The organism is Glutamicibacter sp. NPDC087583 (assembly GCF_044743685.1).
GTDB lineage: Bacteria > Actinomycetota > Actinomycetes > Actinomycetales > Micrococcaceae > Glutamicibacter.
Map to the genome: position 1 here is coordinate 219,862 of NZ_JBIUWY010000002.1, position 20,003 is coordinate 239,864.

At 62.8% G+C, this 20,003-nt stretch carries 20 protein-coding genes and 1 tRNA gene; 12 read left to right on the forward strand and 9 right to left on the reverse strand.

Going from position 1 to position 20,003, the window contains the following annotated elements; translation table 11 throughout:
• Positions 1–7: 7 nt before the first annotated feature.
• On the forward strand, positions 8–2,356 hold the full coding sequence (locus ACIOU9_RS07185) for a GNAT family N-acetyltransferase (RefSeq protein ID WP_105657231.1): 2,349 nt from the start codon (positions 8–10) through the stop codon (positions 2,354–2,356).
• A 54-nt stretch (positions 2,357–2,410) separates the two neighbouring features.
• Here the strand turns inward: ACIOU9_RS07185 and ACIOU9_RS07190 are convergent, their stop codons facing one another.
• A complete protein-coding gene (locus ACIOU9_RS07190; protein ID WP_105657230.1) occupies positions 2,411–3,058 on the reverse strand; it encodes a maleylpyruvate isomerase family mycothiol-dependent enzyme in 648 nt (215 codons plus the stop codon).
• 208 nt (positions 3,059–3,266) lie between these two features.
• Between ACIOU9_RS07190 and ACIOU9_RS07195 the strand changes: the two genes are divergently transcribed.
• The 5 genes from ACIOU9_RS07195 (at position 3,267) to bioB (ending at position 6,964) form a co-directional block, all read left to right on the forward strand.
• Positions 3,267–3,611 (forward strand): PadR family transcriptional regulator, encoded by a 345-nt coding sequence (locus tag ACIOU9_RS07195; protein ID WP_105657229.1) that lies wholly within the window; start codon positions 3,267–3,269, stop codon positions 3,609–3,611.
• 2 nt (positions 3,612–3,613) lie between these two features.
• Positions 3,614–3,985 (forward strand): DUF1048 domain-containing protein, encoded by a 372-nt coding sequence (locus ACIOU9_RS07200; RefSeq protein WP_105657228.1) that lies wholly within the window; start codon positions 3,614–3,616, stop codon positions 3,983–3,985.
• A 1-nt stretch (position 3,986) separates the two neighbouring features.
• A complete protein-coding gene (locus ACIOU9_RS07205; protein ID WP_402696387.1) occupies positions 3,987–4,778 on the forward strand; it encodes an ABC transporter ATP-binding protein in 792 nt (263 codons plus the stop codon).
• Entirely contained in the window at positions 4,775–5,551 is a 777-nt protein-coding gene (locus ACIOU9_RS07210) for an ABC transporter permease (protein ID WP_105657226.1), read from the forward strand. Before ACIOU9_RS07205 ends, ACIOU9_RS07210 begins: the two co-directional genes overlap by 4 nt.
• A 180-nt stretch (positions 5,552–5,731) precedes the next feature.
• Positions 5,732–6,964, forward strand: a complete 1,233-nt coding sequence (gene bioB / locus ACIOU9_RS07215) for a biotin synthase BioB (protein ID WP_402696389.1) — start codon at positions 5,732–5,734, stop codon at positions 6,962–6,964.
• Between the two features lie 22 nt (positions 6,965–6,986).
• On the opposite strand, the gene map is transcribed toward bioB, so the two are convergent.
• Positions 6,987–7,769, reverse strand: a complete 783-nt coding sequence (gene map / locus ACIOU9_RS07220; RefSeq protein WP_332486657.1) for a type I methionyl aminopeptidase — start codon at positions 7,767–7,769, stop codon at positions 6,987–6,989.
• A 46-nt stretch (positions 7,770–7,815) separates the two neighbouring features.
• Here map and ACIOU9_RS07225 point away from each other — a divergent pair, with 46 nt between their 5' ends.
• The 5 genes from ACIOU9_RS07225 to ACIOU9_RS07245 all read left to right on the forward strand — a co-directional run bounded on the left by ACIOU9_RS07225 (position 7,816) and on the right by ACIOU9_RS07245 (position 10,936).
• Positions 7,816–8,109, forward strand: coding sequence for a helix-turn-helix transcriptional regulator (locus ACIOU9_RS07225; protein WP_332486659.1), 294 nt, complete (start codon positions 7,816–7,818; stop codon positions 8,107–8,109).
• Positions 8,110–8,214: 105 nt separating this feature from the next.
• A complete protein-coding gene (locus tag ACIOU9_RS07230; protein ID WP_105657301.1) occupies positions 8,215–8,541 on the forward strand; it encodes a helix-turn-helix transcriptional regulator in 327 nt (108 codons plus the stop codon).
• Between the two features lie 16 nt (positions 8,542–8,557).
• On the forward strand, positions 8,558–9,310 hold the full coding sequence (locus ACIOU9_RS07235; protein WP_388024191.1) for an NADPH-dependent F420 reductase: 753 nt from the start codon (positions 8,558–8,560) through the stop codon (positions 9,308–9,310).
• A gap of 55 nt (positions 9,311–9,365) precedes the next feature.
• A complete protein-coding gene (locus ACIOU9_RS07240) occupies positions 9,366–10,388 on the forward strand; it encodes an LLM class flavin-dependent oxidoreductase (protein ID WP_402696391.1) in 1,023 nt (340 codons plus the stop codon).
• A 110-nt stretch (positions 10,389–10,498) separates the two neighbouring features.
• Positions 10,499–10,936, forward strand: a complete 438-nt coding sequence (locus ACIOU9_RS07245) for a 6,7-dimethyl-8-ribityllumazine synthase (RefSeq protein ID WP_105657220.1) — start codon at positions 10,499–10,501, stop codon at positions 10,934–10,936.
• 93 nt (positions 10,937–11,029) lie between these two features.
• Here the strand turns inward: ACIOU9_RS07245 and ACIOU9_RS07250 are convergent, their stop codons facing one another.
• The 5 genes from ACIOU9_RS07250 to ACIOU9_RS07270 form a co-directional block, all read right to left on the reverse strand.
• Complete coding sequence (locus tag ACIOU9_RS07250) at positions 11,030–12,256, reverse strand: glycerate kinase (protein WP_402696393.1); 1,227 nt, start codon at positions 12,254–12,256, stop codon at positions 11,030–11,032.
• Positions 12,257–12,314: 58 nt separating this feature from the next.
• Positions 12,315–13,874, reverse strand: a complete 1,560-nt coding sequence (locus ACIOU9_RS07255) for an SLC13 family permease (RefSeq protein ID WP_402696395.1) — start codon at positions 13,872–13,874, stop codon at positions 12,315–12,317.
• Positions 13,871–15,391 carry an ATP-binding protein gene (locus ACIOU9_RS07260; RefSeq protein ID WP_133833005.1) on the reverse strand — a complete coding sequence of 507 codons (1,521 nt, stop codon included), beginning with the start codon at positions 15,389–15,391 and terminating at the stop codon, positions 13,871–13,873. Before ACIOU9_RS07260 ends, ACIOU9_RS07255 begins: the two co-directional genes overlap by 4 nt.
• Complete coding sequence (locus ACIOU9_RS07265) at positions 15,384–15,575, reverse strand: hypothetical protein (RefSeq protein ID WP_133833006.1); 192 nt, start codon at positions 15,573–15,575, stop codon at positions 15,384–15,386. The genes ACIOU9_RS07260 and ACIOU9_RS07265 overlap by 8 nt, the downstream gene beginning before the upstream one ends.
• A gap of 284 nt (positions 15,576–15,859) precedes the next feature.
• Complete coding sequence (locus ACIOU9_RS07270) at positions 15,860–16,669, reverse strand: DUF4352 domain-containing protein (RefSeq protein ID WP_166650651.1); 810 nt, start codon at positions 16,667–16,669, stop codon at positions 15,860–15,862.
• A 336-nt stretch (positions 16,670–17,005) separates the two neighbouring features.
• Between ACIOU9_RS07270 and ACIOU9_RS07275 the strand changes: the two genes are divergently transcribed.
• Positions 17,006–17,833: a hypothetical protein gene (locus tag ACIOU9_RS07275; RefSeq protein ID WP_105657214.1), complete on the forward strand. Its 828-nt coding sequence runs from the start codon at positions 17,006–17,008 to the stop codon at positions 17,831–17,833.
• Positions 17,834–17,995: 162 nt separating this feature from the next.
• Here the strand turns inward: ACIOU9_RS07275 and ACIOU9_RS07280 are convergent.
• Positions 17,996–18,068 (reverse strand) — tRNA-Asn (locus ACIOU9_RS07280).
• Between the two features lie 53 nt (positions 18,069–18,121).
• Positions 18,122–20,002 (reverse strand): DNA primase, encoded by a 1,881-nt coding sequence (gene dnaG, locus ACIOU9_RS07285; protein ID WP_105657213.1) that lies wholly within the window; start codon positions 20,000–20,002, stop codon positions 18,122–18,124.
• Position 20,003 lies beyond the last annotated feature (1 nt).

Below are 20,003 nucleotides of genomic sequence, written 5' to 3' on the forward strand. Positions count from 1 at the left end.
ACTTCCGATGACCAACTACACTTTCCGTTCCGTGACGTTGCCCGGGGATACTGCGCTGCTGCATTCGTGGATTGCCACCGCGCATGCCTCCTTCTGGGGCATGGCCAACGCAACCGAAAAGGAAATCGAAGCAGAATACCGCACATTGCTTGGCACCCCAGGCTACGAAGTCCTCTTCGGCATCGACGCGTCAGGGGACGAGAAATTCCTTGTCGAGCTCTACGACCCAGCAGCATCGCCACTGGCCGATGCGTACAACTGCGTCCGCGGCGACCGTGGACTGCACTTCCTGGCTCCGGCAGCCACCGAGCCGCAGCCTGGGTTCACCCTCGACGCTCTCTCCTCGGCCATGGTCCAGGCTTTCGCCCTGCCCGGAACCGAACGAATCATCGTGGAACCTGACCTGCGCAACAAAGCCATCCATGCCCTGAATGCCCGCGTTGGCTTCAGCCCGGTACGTCCAGTGGAGCTTTCCGAGGCAGACGGCTCAATCAAGCAGGCTCTGCTGTCCATCTGCACTCGCCAGGATTTCGAAACCGCTACCGGCCGCGGCTTGGAATCCTCATTCCTCTCCCCTGCACGTTGGGACATCGCCAACCGCCATGTCTTGGCCAAGGCCCTGGGCGAATTTTCGCATGAGCGCCTCCTGGAGCCTGCCGGCCATGGAGAAAACCGCTACTCAGTCCAGAAGGATGCCCACCGCTACAGCTTCAGCGCCCAGCGGTACCAGCTGAACCACTGGTTGGTTTCACCGCAGTCCGTGGAACACCACCACTTCGTTGACGGCAGCTGGCAGCAGGCAGAGGTGGGCGCCATTGAGTTCATCACCCACTTCTGCCAGGAACTCACGCTTTCCCCGGTGCAGCTGCCCACCTACCTTGAAGAGCTCTCATCCACGCTGGCCAGCCACTGCTACAAGCAGGTTCATGCAACCCATAATTCAGCACAGCTGGCCCGGTTCGACGGCACAGCCGCACAGTCCTTCCAGCTCATCGAATCTTCCATGACCGAGGGCCACCCGTGCTTCATAGCCAACAACGGAAGAATGGGCATCGGGCGCACCGACTACCTGAGGTACGCCCCCGAAACCGGTTCCGCCCTGCACCTTGGCTGGGCTGCCGCCCACAAGTCCCGAGCACAATTCGACGCCGTGGATTCGCTGGATTACGAAGGGCTGCTGGCCGCCGAGCTGGATCCAGCCGAGCGCCAGCGCTTGGATGCGGCCCTGGAGGCCTCCTTGTTCGGCACCGGCTATGCAGCCGGGGACTACATCTTCATTCCGGTGCACCCTTGGCAATGGGAGAACCGCCTGTCGATCACGTTCGCCAATGATATTGCCCGCAAGCAATTGATCTGGCTGGGCACCAGCGTTGACGAGTACCAGGCGCAGCAGTCGATCCGCACCTTCTTCAACCGGTCCAACCCGGAACGACACTACGTCAAGACGGCAATGTCGATCTTGAATATGGGGTTCATGCGCGGGCTCAGTGCCGAGTACATGAAGGTGACTCCCGCGATCAACCAGTGGTTGGGCGAGCTGTTCGCAAAGGACCCGGTGCTCTCGATCCAGCCGGTCGCCCTGCTGCGTGAAATTGCGGCCGTAGGCTACCGCAACCCGCAGTTCGAAGCAGCCACCGGCAAGAGCGATCCGCAGCGGAAGATGCTGGCTGCGCTGTGGCGGGAGTCCCCGATCAGCCTGCTGGGCCCGGAAGAAAAGTTGGCTACGATGGCCAGCCTATTGCATGTCGATGCATCCGGCAGGTCCTTTGCCGGCGCCCTCATTCGCCGCAGCGGGCTAGCACCGGCCGACTGGCTAAGCCGTTACCTCGATGCCTACCTCATTCCGCTGGTGCATTGCCTGGCTGCCTATGATTTGGTGTTCATGCCGCATGGCGAAAACGTGATCATGGTGCTTGAGAACGGTGCTGTGAAGAAGGTCCTGCTCAAGGATCTGGGCGAAGAGATTGCCGTGCTCTCGGACCGGGTGGAACTCCCGGAGGAGATTCGCCGGGTACGCACCGGTGGAGATCCGGTATTGTCGGTCTTCACGGATGTCTTTGATTCGTTCTTCCGCTTCCTCGCGCCGCTGCTGGATGCCGAAGAACTGCTTTCCGAAGCAGATTTCTGGAAGACCGTAGTTCAACGGCTGCTGGATTATCGCGGGCAGCATCCGCAGTTCGCTGAACGCTTTGATCAGCTGGGACTTTTCGCGCAGAGCTTCCCGCTGTCGTGCTTGAACCGCCTGCAGTTGCGCAACAACCAGCAGATGCTGGATCTCGCCGACCAGTCCGGAGGCCTGCTCTACGCAGGCGATCTGGAGAACCCGCTGGCCACCGCCCTCATTCCCGCTGGCTGATTTGCCGGCTTCCCCAGCATCGCGCCGTACAGTCATCGTGCGGCGCGATGCTTGCTATTTCCGCGGCTGTGCCGTGATCCTGCGTGCCAGCTCGCCGACCCCTGCGCCCTGAAGCCGCGGGAGGACCTGTTCCCTTCCGGCCATCGCCAGGACCAGATCCAGCAGTTCGCCACGCACCTCGGGACCGTTCCCGCAACTGAAAGCGTCGTCCGCCGCCGACATCCGCAAGCCCTTGACCAGGGTGCTGCTATTGACTGCGAAGTCCTTGGAGGCGAAGAATCCTGCCACCGCTCGCAGTGCCGTGGGTTCAGGCCGCAGGATCAGATCGAGTGCCTGGGCGATGTCCTGCCCGTGCACTACCACTTCGCCCAGCAAACCGGTCACCGATTTCAGCGGGGCAATGGATTTGCTGGCAGAACGATTGAAATTATCCAGCGTTTGCCGGGCGCCGTCCCCGAGCTGCAGGCGCAGCAGCCGCTCGTTGTGCCGGTCGGCATTGAATCCGGAACGAGCCATATTCACCAGCCAGCGGGCGGTCGAGGTGGATCCGGCGGCCGCCAGATGCGCCGCCACATCGCGGATCTGCCAGTTCGCGCAGAGCGATGGGGCGTTCCACTGCTCCGGAGCCAAGCTGCCCAGCAATCCTGTCAACCGCGCACGCTCGGCATGGACCAGCTCCCAATGCCATCTCGCATCCTTCATGGCGCCTCATCTCCATAGATCCAGTACCGGCTCAGCTTCCAGGAGCATACCGGATTTCCGGTTGCGCCATCTTGCCACTGGTCAAATGGCGGTTCTCCAAAGCTCCGAAAAATATCTGGAAAATCTTGGTACTAAGTATTGCTAAATACCGCTACTTAGTTCTACTATCTACTTGTACTCAATGACACTAAGTAGAGAGGGGTGCACCATGGCCACACAGATGACCGAGATGCTCAAAGGCACCTTGGAAGGGATCGTCCTGGCGATCCTGGCCGAACGCCCGGCCTACGGATACGAGATCACCACGGAACTGCGCGAACGCGGCTTCACCGATCTGGCCGAGGGAACGATCTACGCGCTGCTGGTGCGCATCGAGCAGAAAGGCCTCGTCTCGGTGGAGAAAGTCCCGTCCGAAAAAGGGCCTCCCCGCAAGGTCTTCACCCTCAACCCCAGCGGCAAGCAGCAGCTCGACGACTTCTGGACCATCTGGAACCTGCTCGTCTCCCGCATCAACAACCTCCCCCACCCGAGCACCCCGCAGAAAGGGCACTGATCATGGTCGCCAAATGGATTGAAGCTTTCACCGGCTCACTGGAGCAGAAGAAGCAGTACAAGCAGAGCATGGCACGCCTCAAGGCCCTGCCCCAGCCCTATGCCAAGGCCGCTGCAGGAGTGCAGCGCTACCTGCTGAACCAGAGCGGGGTCACCGACGCCGAAACGATGATCTCCATGTATTCGGACCTGGCCGACCTCTTCGAAGGAGCAGCCGCCAACGGCACCGCGCTGCGCGAACTGCTTGGCCAGGACCCGGCGGAATTCGCCGATGACTTCGCCCAGGCCTACGGGGGCAAGCGCTGGACCGACAAGGAACGCACCCGCCTGGCCGACACCATTTCCGAAGCAGAGAACGAATCGAAGGAGCAATGACATGAATACCGCATTGGCCCCGGAACCGGCCATCGAGGTCACCGGACTGGCCAAGTCATTCAAGAAGCTGCCCGTGCTGCGCGGACTGGACTTCACCGTGCAGCCCGGCAGCATCTTCGCCTTGCTCGGTTCCAATGGCGCCGGCAAGACGACGCTGGTGCGGATCCTGGCCACCCTCCTTCCCGCCGATGCGGGAACCGCCCGGGTCTGCGGAGCTGCAGTGCGCGAGAACCCGGTCCAGGTCCGCCGGTCGCTGGGCCTGACCGGGCAATTCGCCGCAGTGGACGAGGTCCTGACCGGGCGCGAAAACTTGCTGCTGATCGCGCGGCTGCTCCGCTTGGAGAATCCGCGGTCCATCGCCAACGGCTTGCTGGAGCGCTTCAACCTCTGCGACGCAGCGGACCGGCCCGCAGGAACCTACTCCGGCGGGATGCGCAGGCGCCTTGATATCGCCATGGGACTGGCCGGCAACCCGCCGGTGCTCCTGCTCGATGAGCCGACCACGGGACTGGATCCCCAATCGCGCCGCGAGACCTGGCAGGTGATCCGCGACTTGGCCGAGTCCGGCACCACGTTCCTGCTCACCACCCAGTACCTGGATGAAGCAGAGCACCTGGCCGATCAAATCGCCATCCTCCACGAGGGCACCATCATCCACCAGGGCACGCTGGCCGAACTCCAGGCCCTGCTGCCGCCGGCCACCACCGAGCTGGTGGCCAAGCGGCCGAGCCTGGAGGAGATCTTCCTGGAACTGATCGGCCACCACCAGCGAACCGAAGGGAGCAAGCCATGAGCATCGCGGCACTGCGGGAAACCAGAATCCTCACCGGGCGCTCGATGCGCCACGTTGTCCGCAGCCCCGACACCATCATCACCACGGCCATCACCCCGGTGGCCATGATGCTGCTGTTCACCTACGTTTTCGGCGGGGCTATCGGCACCAGCGCCACCAGCGCCACCGGGCCGTATATCAACTACCTGCTGCCCGGGATCCTGGTCATCACCATCGCCTCCGGGGTCGCCTACACCTCCTACCGGCTGTTCCTGGACCTGCGCGATGGGCTGGTGCAGCGCCTGCGCTCCATGCCGATCTCCCGCTCCAGCGTGCTCTGGAGCCATGTGGCGACCTCGTTGGCGGCGAACCTCCTGTCCCTGGCGCTGGTACTGGGGGTCGCCCTGGCCATGGGCTTCCGCTCCTCCGCCTCCATGGCAGCGTGGATCGCCGTGCTCGCGCTGCTGTGCCTGGTGACCCTAAGCCTGACCTGGGTAGCGGTGCTTGCCGGCTTGAGCGCGAAATCGGTGGATGGCGCCAGCGCCTTCAGCTACCCGCTGATCTTCCTGCCCTTCATCTCCTCGGCGTTCGTTCCCACCGAGTCAATGCCCGGGCCGGTGGCCTGGTTCGCCGAGCACCAGCCGATCACTGCTATCGTCGATTCGCTGCGCGCCCTGCTGTCGCAAGAACCCGTGGGTTCCGAGCTCTGGATCGCCCTGGCCTGGCTGGCAGGCATCTTGATCCTGGCTTGGGCGCTGGCCACGCGGATCTACCGGAGCAAGACCTCCAGCTGAGCGGCGGGCGCTCCGCACGGGACGCGCGCCGTCTGCAACTGCTGTGGAAAGCAGAGCAAGCCCCCGACTTGAACATTGTTCAAGTCGGGGGCTTTTCGTGTACATTGGTGCCAGCAATTGAACACCGTTCAAGAATGGCTGCACCTTGGCAGGCAGTCATCCAACCAGGCGAAGGAACCCATGAGCATCCCCGCGCAGCGCACCGACACCGCAGATTTCACCGAGCTGGCCGCACGCATCTCCGCTGGCCACCAGCTCACCGCAGCAGAGGCCCTCGGGCTGCTGGCCACCAGCGACGCGCAGACTTCGCGGCTGGTCAGCGCGGCCGGGGTGCTGCGGCGCAAGCATTTCGGCAACACCGTGAAGGTCAACTACCTGGTCAACCTGAAGTCCGGCTTGTGCCCCGAGGACTGCACCTACTGTTCCCAGCGTCTGGGCTCCAAGGCCGAAATCCTGAAATACACCTGGCTCAAGCCCGGCGAAGCGGTGCGCCAGGCAGGTTTGGGCATCGCCGGCGGCGCCTCGCGGGTCTGCATGGTCGCCTCCGGCAAGGGACCCACGGACCGCGACGTGGAACGCGTCGCGGACATGATCGGCGCATTGAAGGAAGCGCATCCGCAGGTCGAGGTCTGCGCCTGCATCGGCATCCTGAAGCAGGGGCAGGCCCAGCGGCTCAAGGAGGCCGGCGCCGACGCCTACAACCACAACCTGAATACTGCCGAGTCCCTCTACCCGGAAATCTGCAGCACCCACAGCTTCGCCGAGCGCGTCTCCACCGTCCAGCAGTCCAGGTCCGCCGGCCTCTCCCCCTGCTCGGGGCTCATCGTTGGACTGGGCGAAACTCCTGAGCAGCTGGTCGAGGCGATCTTCGCCTTGCGCGCACTGGAGGCCGATTCCATTCCGGTGAACTTCCTGATGCCTTTCGACGGCACTCCGCTGGAAGGCACCTGGAACCTGACCCCGCGCGCCTGCCTGCGGATCCTGGCCGTAGTGCGGCTAGCCTGCCCGGACAAGGAAATCCGGATGGCCGGCGGACGCGAAATGCACCTGCGTTCCTTGCAGGCCAATGCCCTGGAAGTGGCCAATTCGCTGTTTCTCGGCGACTATCTGACCAGCGAAGGGCAGGATGCGAAAGCCGACCTGGCAATGATTGCCGACGCGGGGTTCGTGGTCCTGGGCCAAGAAGGCCAGGACCCGGCGCAGCTGGCCAGGACGCTGCGCGAAGCCGCCGGCCATGCTTCGCGCCAGCCGGAGGATGCGGGCAACGCCGGGGCCAGCGGGTGCAGCGGATCGTGCTGCACCTCCGTTGCTTCCCCGGCCTGCGGCAGCGCCTCCTCGGGCTGCGGCACCGGCACGGCCGAACCGGTGCTCCGCCGCCGCGGCGCCGGCACCGGGGAAAGCCCGAACGCCTGATCGCCGCCATGCCGGCCTCTGCCTATGCCGAGAGCTCGGTGGGCAGGGTGAGAATCTCCGCGCCAGTTTCCGTGATGGCAATGGTGTGCTCGGTGTGCGCCGTGCGGCAGCCGGTGGCGCTGCGCAGGGTCCAGCCATCGCGGTCGGTCACCAGCTTGCTGGTATCGGCCATGACCCACGGTTCGATGGCCAGCAGAAGACCGGGACGCAGCGTGTACCCGCGTCCGCGGCGGCCATCGTTGGAAACGTGAGGATCCTGATGCATGGTGCTGCCGATGCCGTGGCCGCCGAATTCCATGTTGACCTTGTACCCTTCGGCGGTCAGCACCGATCCGATGGCGAAGGACAGGTCGCCGATCTTGGCTCCGGGACGCGCCTCGGCGATGGCGGCAGCCAGGGCGCGCTGCGTGGTCTCGATCATCTTCAGGTCTTCTGCACGCGCAGCCGTGCCGACAATGAAGCTGATCGCCGCGTCGGAGGCGATGCCTTTCAAGGTGACGGCCAGATCCAGGGTGAGCAAGTCGCCATCGGCCAGCTGGTAGTCGCGAGGCAGTCCATGGAGCACCGCATCGTTGACTCCCGTGCAGATGTAATGGCCGAAGGGGCCGCTGCCGAAGGACGGGGCGTAGTCGACGTAGCAGGAGACCGCGCCGGCCTCCTCGATCATTTCCTTGGTCCAGGCGTCGATTTCCAAGAGATTGGTGCCGACCTGCACGCGGTGCTTGAGCGTATTGAGGATGTTTCCGACAAGGCGTCCGGTCTCGCGGGCGCGCTCTACTTCGCTGGCTGTGAGAATCTCGATCATTCCAATTACTATACCGGTATTTTAATACCGGTATAATGGTCTCATTATGGTCAGACTGCCGCTTACCGCCCGGGAAATCGAACAGGGCAAGAACCTCGGCGCGCTGCTTCGGCAGGCACGCGGCGAACGAACAATCCTCGACGTCGCGATCCAAGCCGGCCTCTCCCCCGAAACCCTGCGGAAAATCGAAACCGGCCGCGTCGCCACTCCCGCTTTTTCCACCATCGCCGCCGTCGCGGCCGCGCTGAGCCTATCGCTCGATGAGATCTGGTCAACCATCAACTCGCAGAAAACCTGCGGCTCTCCAGCACTTCACCCCTCACAGCTATCGCACCGCTAATTCGCAGGGCCTGATCCCTTCTGTATGTACATGTTGACGCGTACATAACTAGTATGTACACTTTTTTGCGTACATGCACGCCTTTCGGAGTTTAAGGAAATGAACGTGGCAAGCCGCCTCACTCGACCTCTAACCATTCCCTCCGAAGAGGAAATGGACCTATTCGAAATCATGGCCGCTCTGGCCGATCCGGTCAGGCGCGCCATCATCGCTCACATTGGCGCAACCCCCGGTGGCGCGTGCAGCAGCTCGGACTTTGGTGTCTCAAAGTCGGCACTCACCCGGCACTGGCGCATCCTCAGGGAATCCGGCTTGATCAGGCAAGAGGTTGATGGCACCCGGCACCGCAACTGGTTGCGCACCGAAGAACTGGATCATCGATTCCCTGGACTCATGGATACGGTTCGCCAGGAACTTGCCCGCACCACATAAAATTCTTCACCCTTAGATACCTCATCGACCACAAGATAAGAATTCGGAGCAACCCATGAGCACAACCAAGATCGGGATTATCGGTAGCGGAAATATCGGCCAGGCCATTGCTCGCCTAGCTGTGGCCGCTGGCGCCACCGTGGCCATCGCGAACTCACGCGGCACCGCCTCGCTCGCCGACGTGGTGGAAGAACTCGGCGACAACGCGCACGCGGCAACCGTTGCTGAAGCCGCTGAATATGGCGATATCGTCGTGTTGGCCATCCCGCTGTCGGCTTATTCGGACCTTCCAACCCAGGTGCTTGCCAACAAGACGGTCCTATCCACCGGCAACTACTACCCATCCCGCGACGGGCGCATAGAAGTTCTCGATTCCTTGAAGTCCACTACTGCGCAGTTGGAAGCATCGCTCCTTCCCGGCGCCCGCATCACCAAAGCCTTCAACAACATCGTGGCGCATCACATCCCGCTTCTGGTCAATTCAGCTCCGAGGACCGCGTTGCCAATATATGGCGATGACCTTGCTGCCAAGACCGAAGTGCTGGAACTTGTCCAAGCGTTGGGCTTCGACACGGTTAATGCCGGAACCTTGGCTGATTCGTGGCGCGCCGAGCCCGAATCCGGTGGCTACACTCACGTCTACGCCCAAGATCCCGCTAATTTCTACTCCGCGCACCTTGCCGATCGCGGTCAGCCAGTGACTATCGCGCAGCTCGAAGAGGCGCTCGCCACTGCGCATCGAGCCGACGTCGCCGCCCGCCAGTTCTAGCAGACCACGAGGCTAGGACTGGAATAACCATTCGAGACTACTTGTTGCCTCAAGCATGAAGAACATCGGATTCTTGTCCTTCGGCCACTGGACCGACCACCCGCAATCAGGCACCCGCACCGCCTCCGATGCCCTGCTGCAGGCCATCGATCTGGCGGTCGCCGCCGAGGAGCTCGGCGCGGACGGCGCCTATTTCCGCGTGCACCACTTCGCCCAGCAATACGCCTCCCCGTTCCCGCTGCTGGCTGCCATCGGCGCGCGAACCAGCCGCATCGAGATCGGTACCGGCGTCATCGACATGCGCTACGAGAACCCGCTGTACATGGCTGAGGATGCAGGCTCCGCCGACCTGATTTCCAATCGCCGCCTGCAGCTGGGCATCAGCCGTGGTTCGCCCGAGCAGGTCATTGACGGCTGGCGCCACTTCGGCTTCGAGCCGCGCGAGGGCGAATCGGATGCCGATATGGGCCGCCGGCATACCGAGCGCCTGCTCGAGGTGCTTTCCGGGGAAGGCTTCGCCGAGCCTAGCCCGAACCCGATGTTCCCCAATCCCCCGGGCCTGCTGCGCATCGAGCCGCATTCGGACACCTTGCGCGAACGCATCTGGTGGGGTTCCGGATCCAATGCCACTGCAGTGTGGGCCGCGAAGCTGGGCATGAACCTGCAGAGCTCCACGCTCAAGGACGATGAATCGGGCAAGCCCTTCCACGTCCAGCAGGCCGAGCAGATCCAGCTCTACCGCGACGCCTGGGAGGAAGCCGGCCACTCACGCGAACCGCGCGTCTCGGTGAGCCGCAGCATCTTCGCACTGACCGATGAGCGCGACTGGCAGTACTTCGGCCGTGACCGCTACAGCTCGGACCAGATCGGCAACATCGATGAGAAGACCCGTGCGGTCTTCGGCAAGTCCTATGCCGGGGAACCAGATGAACTGGCCAAGAAGCTGGCCGAAGACGAAGCCATCGCCGCGGCGGATACGCTCCTTCTCACCGTTCCAAACCAGTTGGGCGTGGACTACAACGCCCACGTCATCGAATCAGTGCTCAAGCACGTGGCCCCGCTGATGGGCTGGCGCTGAACCGGCTCATTCGTTACGCGGATCCCTTCCCCATTTATTCCATTGAGACCCACGCCACTAGGCTAGATCAAAAGCCTTAGACATTTGCACGCAGAATCAGGGAGCAACTCATGAGCAAGCCATTGAACGTCGCCTTCATCAAGGCCAGCTGGCATGCGGATATCGTCGACCAGGCCCTGGCCGGCTTCAAGGCCGAGATGGATTCTTCCGGGCAGGAATACACCATCAATGTCGTCAGCGTACCCGGCGCCTACGAAATGCCGTTGCAGGCCCAGCGCCTGGCGAAGACCGGCAAGTACGATGCAGTGGTAGCCGCAGCCCTCGTGGTTGACGGCGGCATCTACCGCCACGACTTCGTTGCCCAGGCGGTAGTGGACGGCTTGATGCGGGTCCAGCTGGATACCGATGTACCTACTTTCTCGGTCAGCCTGACCCCGCACCACTTCCACTCGAATGATGAGCACCAGGGCTTCTACTTCGAGCATTTCCTGAAGAAGGGCGCCGAGGCGGCACGCGCGGTTCAGGCCGTGGCGGCTATCGAGCTCTAGGGAATACGCGAAAAACAGGCGTGCTGCCTTGAACGCCGTTGTCAACGGTCAAGGCAGCACGCCTGTTCCTATTCAGGGCGCGACCGCTGGCTGCTACCAAGCCTCGCGCGGGCTGAGCCGGGCTGCTGCCATTGATGCACCCAGGATGATGGTGCGCATGAAACGTTCGGCCGCTTCGATCAGCAGCCGCTCCCCGTCATCCACTGCTTCTTGCAGCGTCATCGGGATGGGCATGATCGAGGCAATGGCGTCAATTCCGATATCGTGCACGTCTCGGCAGCCGCGGCCCAGAGTTCCTGCCAGGGCCACTACCGGCACCCCATGCAGCGCCGCGCGCCGTGCTACCTCCGCCGGCACCTTGCCCTTGGGCGTCTGGAAGTCGATGGCGCCTTCTGCGGTGATGACCAGATCCGCTCCGCGCAGCATCGAGTCCAGATCGATGCCGGCCAAGCCCGAGTCCAGGATCGCCTCGAAGCGAGGCAAGAGCACCGCCCCCACCGCCGCCAAGCCAGCGCCCAGCCCGCCCGAAGCACCCGTCCCCGGGGCCAAAGCGAAATCCGTGGAGCGCGAGGACTCCAGCGCATCGCGGCGCAGGATCGAGGCCCAGCGTTCGAAACCTGCTGACATGATTTCGACCTGTTCCGGAGTTGCCCCCTTCTGCGGACCGAAAACGCGGGCCACTCCGCGCGGGCCGGTCAGCACATTGTGCGGGTTCAGCGCCATGGTGATCCGGACATTCCCGGCAGCCAGGGCCGGGTGCAGGCCGGACAGATCCAACCGGTCCACCGATCCGAGGTAGTTGCCGCCGGCCTTGACCTCATGGCCGCTGGCATCAAGGATTCGTGCACCCAGCGCCTGCAATGCCCCCATGCCTCCATCCGAGGTACCCGAGTCGCCGCAGCCCACGAGGATCTTGGAGGCCCCGGCATCAATGGCGGCCGCGATCAGCTCGCCCACACCGTAGCTGGTGGTGGTTCCCGGATCCCGCTGGTCGCGGGGAACCAGCCGCAGGCCCGCAGCGGCGGCCATTTCGACGACTGCCGTTCCGGCCGCTTCGCCACCGAGCATGGCGTAGTGGGACTCGACTTGCTGGCCGACCGGACCGGTGACTGCCATTGGCACCAGGTGGCCGCCGGTAGCGCATGCCAGGGTTTCTGCGGTGCCTTCGCCGCCATCGGCGATGGGCACTGCCTTGACCGTGGCTCCGGGCAAGGCCCGGCGAACCCCGGCGCCGATGGCCGCCGCGACTGCCGCCGCGTCGAGGGATTCCTTGAATCCGGAAGGGGCTACCAGGATGCGTTGTGGAAGTGCGTGTGCCATGATTCGTTGTCCTTTTCAGTGAGGATGAATGCGATGAGATGTGAAGCTACGAGGTGGTTCAGAGGAACAGCGGCAGTCCCATGGCCGGCCAGATCCAGAAGGCGAAGACCAGGACCAGCAGGACCATGAGCGGTCCGAGCACCGCGCTCAGGCGCAGCAGGTCTGCCGGCTTATAGGTTTCGATGCCCTCGATCTCGGAGAACAGGTTCACCGGCTTCGCGCTGCTGGTCAGGGTGTGGCAGAAACCGGCGGCGGCGGTGGAAGCCAGGGCAATGGCTACCGCGTTGACCCCGACGCCCGGGGCCAGCGAGACCACCAGCGGAATCAGCACCGCTGAGCGGGCCGAACGGGACTGGATGACCAGATGCGCCGCGGCAGAGACCACCACCACGAGGACGGTGAAGACCCAGGGTGCGGCAGCGCCGAGCTGCTCGACGGGGCCAAGCACCTTGCGGGCCAGCCATTCGGCGGCTCCGCTTCCGGCGAGCGCCGTGCCCAGGGTGAGGGTCGCGGCCATGAAGATGAGCATCGACCACGGCACCGCCTTCAATGCCTTGGCCAGGCCTACAGAGCCGTATCCCGGGCTGGCTACCAGCAATGAACCAAGCAGGGCCACGATGGCGGGATGGAGCTGGTGCAGGGGCTCGGTGCACCAGAGCACCACCACAGCCGAGACCAGCAGCGCTGCCCTGGATTGCCCCACCGTGAGCGGGCCCGAGAGCGGCACCGGCGAATACTGCTGCAGCCGCTCGATGCCCACCGCCAGCGGTTCTGCGCGGTCCCCCTTGCGGGTGAACATCCACAGCACCAGTTCGGCGCACAGATGGGAGGAAACGAAAGCCAGCGGCAATCCGTAGACCAGCCAGCCGGCGAAGGAGAATCCTTCATGGCCCGCGGTGGCGAGGATCTGGCTGGTGATCAGGTGCGCTCCGGCGCCCAGATAGGATGCCACTGCCGAAAGCAGGATAACCGAGGGGAAAACCAGGGACAGGGCCAGGACGATGCGGCGGCGATCCGCCAGCGCCTTGGCCAGGGCAATGAAGACCGGAATGGCCAGGGCCGCGCGCCCGGAAGTGGACGGCACCGCGAATGCGGTAGCCACCAGCACGCCGGTAGTCAGGTGGATCAGCTGCCGCGGGGTGTTCGCCCCTGCGGCTATCCATGCTGCGGCGCGGGTAGCCAGTCCCGTGGCGGTGATCCCCGCCGCGATCACGAAGGCGGCCAGCAAGAGCCAAATGGTGTCTTCTCCCAGCGAGGAGAACAGGTCGGCTTCGGGCAGCACGCCCATGAGCACCAGCACCACTGCTGCGCCCAAGGCGATAAAGGTATCGCCTACTGGCGAGAAGACCCAGAGCCAGATGGCCAAGGCGAAGACCGCCAGGGTCAGGGCCCCTTGTGCCGGCAATGCCTGCGCTGTCCCCGCATCTGGGCCGAAGGCTCCGTAGGCGCACCAGCCGAGAAAGCCCAGCAAGACCAGTGCGGCGATGATTCGCGCTGCGTTCTGCTTGCTCCACCGGTTTCGTACCGCACCGTCGTTGCCCTGTTCCGCGGCCTGGTCCGTGGACCGCTGGGCGGTGTAGCGGAATCCCGAGCGTGGCGCAGTTGGCTTGATGCTCATGACTCACCGCCCAGGCTGCTGGCCATGGATTGGGCGAATTCTTCTTCGCAGCGGATGCCTTGTCCGGCATCAGCTTGCGGGAGGGAAAATCCGAAACTGGTCCCGTTGCCGTTTCCGGATTCCACCCAGGCCGTGCCGCCGTGGGCTTGCGCGACCGCTTTCACCACGGCCAAGCCCAAGCCCATGCCGGATCCCTGCTGGCCGGCTTCCGGGGCACTGCGATAGTTTTCCAGCAGGGCACGGGCCTGGTCCGGGTCCAACGCCGGTCCATCGTTGGCAACCCAGAAGCTGGCCATGCCCTTTGCTGCGGCAGAACCGATCCGGATGCTTTCTCCATCCTCGGTATGCGCGACGGCATTTTGAATCAGTTGGTGCATGGCCTGGGCAACGCGCAGCGGATCCAGCCACGCCTGGGCCTTGGCAGACTCGGCTATGCGGAATCGGCGGTCCGGGTAGGCGCCCGGGCGGGCGGCTGCCGCGGCAACGTCCGCCGTGACTTCGCCGACGGGCACCATTCGGCGCTGGATGAAGTCCGGGTCCGAGCTTTGCGCCAGCAATTCCAGGTCGGCAAGCGTCTGCCCCATCAGCGAAATGTGCGCCTGCGCGGTGCTGATGATCCTGCCGCGTTGCTTCCGGGGCACCTCTTCCTCGTTGAGCTTCTGCAAGGCAGCTGCCATCTTGCGTTGCGGGCTTCCCAGGTGCTCTCGTGCTTCGGCGATGAAGTGGCGTTGGGCCAGATGCGAAGCTTCAACCCGGTCAAGCATCGCATTCAGTGTCCTGGCCAGCTGCGCCAAGTCGTCGCGTCCTTCAACCGGAACGCGGGCCGAGAGGTCATTGGCGCTAATCGAGGCGGCGGTTTCGCTCATGGTGCGGATGGGACGCATGATCTGCCCAGCTGCCAACCAGGCGATCCCCGCGGTCAAGGCCAGTCCCCCGGCGGCCACGCCGAAGAGCATGGTTGCCTGCCGGTTGGCTTCTTCCTGGGCCCCGCCAATGAAGTGCGCGACGACCAGATGGGCTTGGTGCCCCGCCCCGCTGGCTCCGGAGGCATCCTTGGCCTCGGCCTTCGCCCAGCGAACCGTCCCGTGGTTGCTCTCCAGGATTCCGGAGGTCTTCGCGTCATCGAGAATACGGCCCAGGAGCACGGGGTCATCAGCCAGCCAGGTCCCGGCCTGGTTGGCTGCGGTGCCTGCGGTGAGCACCCGTCCATTGGCCTGCGCGAGAATCGCTTCGCCGGCCATCGGCTGCTGGCGGGCCAGATAGCGTTCCATCAATTCACCGATCGAGGAAAACGGGCGAGCTGTCTTCGGGTCCAGTCCCTCGGCGGCGAAGGTCCGGAACTCCTCGATTTCCTGCGCGATGCCCACGTTGGCAGCTTCGGCTACTTGGCCGGACATGATCGAACGCATCGAAACCGTTACGGCCAGCAGGGCCAGTGCAGTAGTGAGCACGATCCACCCGACAATGCGCAACCGTGCCGACACCGTTGATCCCTGGTGCTCATGGATATCAGCCATTGGCGATCAGCTCCTCAGCTTGCGCTTGTGCAGCAGCGGGCTCGGGAGCCGGTGAGAGCTGGACAATGATTGGCTGCTGATGCGGGATGGGCGGATTGGCCTTGTCGGCAAGTGCCTGGCTGGCACCGGCCAGTCCCGCTGGCACGGCCAACACCATGAGGATGAGAAGTATGCGGCGATTCATGCTTTGAACATTAAAAGACCCTTGTGAGGAGCGCATTAGGCGGTGGTGAGAGGATTATGGCGCGTCCATGAGAAGCAAATGAGAGCGAGCGAATCGCCCCGGGTTCTCGCGTATTTCCGAGGTCCGGCAGCGCGGGGAATTCCTTGAAAATTTTTCCGATCTTCCTATTTTCGGTGTTCATGTTGTGGTCGCAATCCGCGAGCTGCGGGCTTCCTCGCCGCCAGGGCAAAAGAAAAGAGGTTCCGCCACCCCTGATGGGATAGCGGAACCTCTGCGAATTCGAGCTACTTCGCAGCCCAGAGCACCGAGTCGTCAGTGAACGAGAGCGTTTCGCTCATGCGGATTTTCGCATCTGCCACGGCCTCGGCCGGCACGTCGAAGACCACCTGGTAGCTTCCCTTCCCGCCCTTGGCCAAGGTAGGAACGTCCATGCCCGGCTTGGCGGTGATCGCAGTCGCGCTGCTGGTGCTGTAGATGCTTGCATCCGAGCCCACCAGCTCTGGATTAAGGTCCAGCCATGCGTCGCCTTCTTCTTCTCCGTTGTAGACAACAGAAAGGTCCACGAGGACATACTGGCCTTCGGCCTCCTGGTTGAACTCATTTGCCTTGGCGATCTGTGCGCCGGCATCCAGGTTCACCGCACTGACATTGACCGAATACTCGCCAACAGCAGCGGCCTGCCCCAAGGCCAATACCTGTGTTTCGTCTTCGGCTTGCTCGATGATCTCAGCCGGTGCCGCCACTTCGCCGTCGGAAGCGTCGGCAATGCCGTTGGCGACCTCGTCGATCGCCTTCACATAGGCTGCCTGGGTGGCGAACACAAGAACGATGGCTACGATGGCGATGATGCTCGATGCAACGCCCAAGCCCTTGCTGCCACGGCGCTTGGAAGCGACAATGAGCGAGACGATGCCCAGTACCAGAGCAATGAAACCGAGCACGGCGGCAAAGTTGTTGACGATCGGTACCCAGCACAGGGCCAATGCAACGATGGCCACGACCAGGGCCGCAATGCCCAGGCCCTTGCCAGCTGAGCTCTTGGCAGGCGGTGCCGGTGGCACCATGTTCGGATCGACCGGATTTTGTACGGACATGAAAGCTTCCTTCGAGTGAAGACGGCGCCACGCTGGCGCCGAGGCGGATATCAGCCCAAGCGGATGAGGACTTCGGCCGAAAAGAGTCTTTGTTGACTCTTCAAGAATCATGCCAGTGCCTACGACAATTTAGCTTGTCCCGGATTCGGCTCCAGCCGAGCTGCCCAAGGCAGCTGCAGTTTCCGGAAGCCAAGTGCGGGCGATTGACGTGCACCATTCAGGTGTTCCAGCAGGTGCATCTGGCCCGCGGACCGATGCCTGCGATTCTCCCGGGAATTTTCCTGCGCTAGGCGGGCCCGTTGGCAAAACCTGGGTGATTCATTACAGAATGCACTTATGGCCACTTCCCTTGAACACTCCCCGGGCCGCAGTACATTGCGCTATGTGCGCCTCATGCTGCTCGCGGTGCCCCTGCTCCTTGTCGTTGCCATCGTCATCTATGGCATTGCCAACCAGCGCATTGAAGACTCCCTGAGTTCCTATTACCTGGGTCCAGCACGGGACTTGTTCGTTGCGATGCTGGTGACTACCGGAGTGCTGCTGGTGGTTTACACCGGAGACGAGCTGGAGGACTATGCACTGAATTTGGCCGGCTTCTACGCCATGTTCGTCGCCTTGGTTCCCACCAAGCTGGGTGAAACGCTGGCGCAGCTGCCCCTGGGCGAGCAGAGGCGGCTCATCTTCTCCGTGCAGGTATCGGTTATTGCGGTTCTCGTCGTCAGCTCGGTATTCATCTGGCTGGGAATCAGGACTAGCCGCGCTCCGCACCGCGCGCTGTTCCACAGCACCGCGACCAAAGCGCTCGGTTTGCTGAGCACCCTGCTCCTGGTCGGCTTTGTCCTGCTGCTGCTGTGGCGGACCGTTGAAGGCAAGCAGTTCGCCGGCGTGCATGCCAGCGCTGCATTCCTGCTGATCTTCTCCATGGGCATCGCCATCGCCAGCCACCTGGACCACAAGCCGCTGTGCGCGATGGACACCAGCGGAGGCAAGAAGCTGCACTACGCAATCATCCTGGTGCTGATGCTCATCGGATTGATTGCCTGGCCGATCCTGCTGGCCGCGGGCATCCAGGAGGCCCTATTCATTGTCGAATGGTTCGAGATCAGCCTTTTCTCGTATTTCTGGTATCTGGAATCCCGGCGCTTATGGAACCCGGCTGCCTGAATCCGCTAGGCAAAAAACCCGCCGCTGGTCCAGCAACTGGCCCCTGCTACCTAACTCGGCTTTTTCCTGGCGAGGCTAGTCAGGACTAGGTGCCAGAATTCCGGTTTCAGGCGAAAATAAAAGGTTCCGACTCGCGAATGCGAGCCGGAACCTTCTTGTAAGCTCCTCCAACTGGACTTGAACCAGTAACCCTTCGATTAACAGTCGAATGCTCTGCCAATTGAGCTATGGAGGATTGCAACGAGATATAACTTTACCCAAGATTCCCGCGAATGCAAAATCGGGATCCTAGGTTCCGCGAAGGATCCTCCGGCGCATCTCCAGTTCCATCAGTTCCCGGTTGATCTGGGCATATTCTTCACCCTCGGGTGCCATTTCAGCACGCTGCAAGCGGCCGATCAGCTCAGCCTTGCGGTGTGTGATTTGAAGCTCAATCAAGCCGTTGATGATATCGGCGCAGTAGCGGTTCAGGCTATGTTCGTCAGATGCCGGAATGCTGGTCACTGCGAGTTCTGAAACGAAGCTGCGCAACTGCTCGGGGACTTCGTCGCGAATGACTTCAACCCAGGAGGTCGCCGAAGCGCCTGCGCTGGACGCGGCAACGACGCCATCGTGGACAGCAGAGTGCGCCGGGGCCAGGAAGCGAGCCTCGTAGAACGCCTGCCATTGCTCGTCCTTCAACCGCTGCGGCTGCTGGATCACCACTTCCAGGGCCTGTCGTTCAAGGCGCATCACCGGGTCGCGGTGATCCGGGCGTTCAAAGGCCGCCGCCGGGATTGCCTGTTCAGCCTCCCCCGGTTGCGGGTGTGGTGCCTGCAGGTCGGCGTTCTTCGGCAACCGGGCGCGTTTGATGGAGGCGCCCACCGAGCGGTTGACGTCCTCATTATTCATTCCCAGCCAGCCGGCAAGCTCACGGGCATATGCCGGACGAATGGCCGAGTCGCGGATCTGCGCAACGATCGGAGCGGTCTGGCGCAAGGCCTGGACACGTCCTTCAACGGTGTTCAGATTGAATTTCTTCAATTCGGCACGGATGGCGAATTCAAACAGCGGACGCTTGAGCTCGATGAGCTCGCGTACAGCTTCGTCTCCGCGGTGCAAACGCAAGTCGCACGGGTCAGCACCGGTTGGTTCAACACAAACGTAAGTCTGGGCAATAAATCGCTGGTCTTCTTCGAAGGCGCGCAGCGCGGCCTTCTGGCCTGCGGCGTCACCATCGAAGGTGAAGACGACTTCGCCACCGGTGCCGTCATCCTGCAGCAGGCGACGGGCAATCTTGATGTGGTCCGTGCCGAAAGCGGTACCGCAGGTGGCCACCGCGGTGGTGATGCCAGCCAGATGGCAGGCCATCACGTCGGTGTAGCCTTCCACCACAACGATCTGGCGGCTCTTGGAAATCTGCTTCTTGGCCAGGTCCAGGCCATAGAGGACCTGGGATTTCTTGTAGAGCTGGGTCTCCGGGGTGTTCAGATACTTCGGGCCCTGGTCATCCTCGTAGAGCTTGCGTGCACCGAAGCCGATGGTGGCACCAGACAGGTCGCGGATCGGCCACATGACACGTCCTCGGAATCGGTCATAGATTCCGCGATTGCCCTCGGAGAACATGCCCGTCAGCTTCAGCTCATCATCAACGAAGCCCTTGGAGCGCAGGTGCTTGAGCAGCGAATCCCAGCCCTTGGGCGCATAGCCCACGGAGAATTGGGCTGTGACTTCCTGGTCAAAACCGCGACCGGCAAGGAACTCGCGGCCGGCGGCTCCTTCCTCGGTAGCCAGCTGCGCGCGGAAGAATTCCTCGGCGACCTTGTGCGCGTCGACCAGGCGCTGGCGCTTGCCGTAGTCTTCGCGGCGCGGTCCCGGTCCCCCGTCTTCATAGCGAAGCTCGTAATTGATCCGGGCAGCCAGAAGTTCCACAGTTTCGGTGAACGAGGAGTGGTCCATTTTCTGGATGAAGGCGATCACGTCGCCGGACTCGCCACAGCCAAAGCAGTGGAAGGTTCCTAGCTGCGGGCGAATATGGAAGGACGGACTGCGTTCGTCGTGAAAAGGGCACAGGCCCTTGAACGAGCCAATGCCCGCGGATTTGAGCGTGACATAGGATTCGACGACCTCACGGAGGTCGGTGCGGTTACGCACCTCGTCGATATCTTCACGCTTGATCAGCCCTGCCATG

Excerpts from the sequence above, each read along its gene's own strand:
- ACIOU9_RS07185 (WP_105657231.1), top strand. The coding sequence starts at position 8 with ATGACCAACTACACTTTCCGTTCCGTGACGTTGCCCGGGGATACTGCG.
- ACIOU9_RS07190 (WP_105657230.1), bottom strand. The coding sequence starts at position 3,058 with ATGAAGGATGCGAGATGGCATTGGGAGCTGGTCCATGCCGAGCGTGCG.
- ACIOU9_RS07195 (WP_105657229.1), top strand. The coding sequence starts at position 3,267 with ATGGCCACACAGATGACCGAGATGCTCAAAGGCACCTTGGAAGGGATC.
- ACIOU9_RS07200 (WP_105657228.1), top strand. The coding sequence starts at position 3,614 with ATGGTCGCCAAATGGATTGAAGCTTTCACCGGCTCACTGGAGCAGAAG.
- ACIOU9_RS07205 (WP_402696387.1), top strand. The coding sequence starts at position 3,987 with ATGAATACCGCATTGGCCCCGGAACCGGCCATCGAGGTCACCGGACTG.
- ACIOU9_RS07210 (WP_105657226.1), top strand. The coding sequence starts at position 4,775 with ATGAGCATCGCGGCACTGCGGGAAACCAGAATCCTCACCGGGCGCTCG.
- bioB (WP_402696389.1), top strand. The coding sequence starts at position 5,732 with ATGAGCATCCCCGCGCAGCGCACCGACACCGCAGATTTCACCGAGCTG.
- map (WP_332486657.1), bottom strand. The coding sequence starts at position 7,769 with ATGATCGAGATTCTCACAGCCAGCGAAGTAGAGCGCGCCCGCGAGACC.
- ACIOU9_RS07225 (WP_332486659.1), top strand. The coding sequence starts at position 7,816 with ATGGTCAGACTGCCGCTTACCGCCCGGGAAATCGAACAGGGCAAGAAC.
- ACIOU9_RS07240 (WP_402696391.1), top strand. The coding sequence starts at position 9,366 with ATGAAGAACATCGGATTCTTGTCCTTCGGCCACTGGACCGACCACCCG.
- ACIOU9_RS07245 (WP_105657220.1), top strand. The coding sequence starts at position 10,499 with ATGAGCAAGCCATTGAACGTCGCCTTCATCAAGGCCAGCTGGCATGCG.
- ACIOU9_RS07250 (WP_402696393.1), bottom strand. The coding sequence starts at position 12,256 with ATGGCACACGCACTTCCACAACGCATCCTGGTAGCCCCTTCCGGATTC.
- ACIOU9_RS07255 (WP_402696395.1), bottom strand. The coding sequence starts at position 13,874 with ATGAGCATCAAGCCAACTGCGCCACGCTCGGGATTCCGCTACACCGCC.
- ACIOU9_RS07260 (WP_133833005.1), bottom strand. The coding sequence starts at position 15,391 with ATGGCTGATATCCATGAGCACCAGGGATCAACGGTGTCGGCACGGTTG.
- ACIOU9_RS07265 (WP_133833006.1), bottom strand. The coding sequence starts at position 15,575 with ATGAATCGCCGCATACTTCTCATCCTCATGGTGTTGGCCGTGCCAGCG.
- ACIOU9_RS07270 (WP_166650651.1), bottom strand. The coding sequence starts at position 16,669 with ATGTCCGTACAAAATCCGGTCGATCCGAACATGGTGCCACCGGCACCG.
- ACIOU9_RS07275 (WP_105657214.1), top strand. The coding sequence starts at position 17,006 with ATGGCCACTTCCCTTGAACACTCCCCGGGCCGCAGTACATTGCGCTAT.
- dnaG (WP_105657213.1), bottom strand. The coding sequence starts at position 20,002 with ATGGCAGGGCTGATCAAGCGTGAAGATATCGACGAGGTGCGTAACCGC.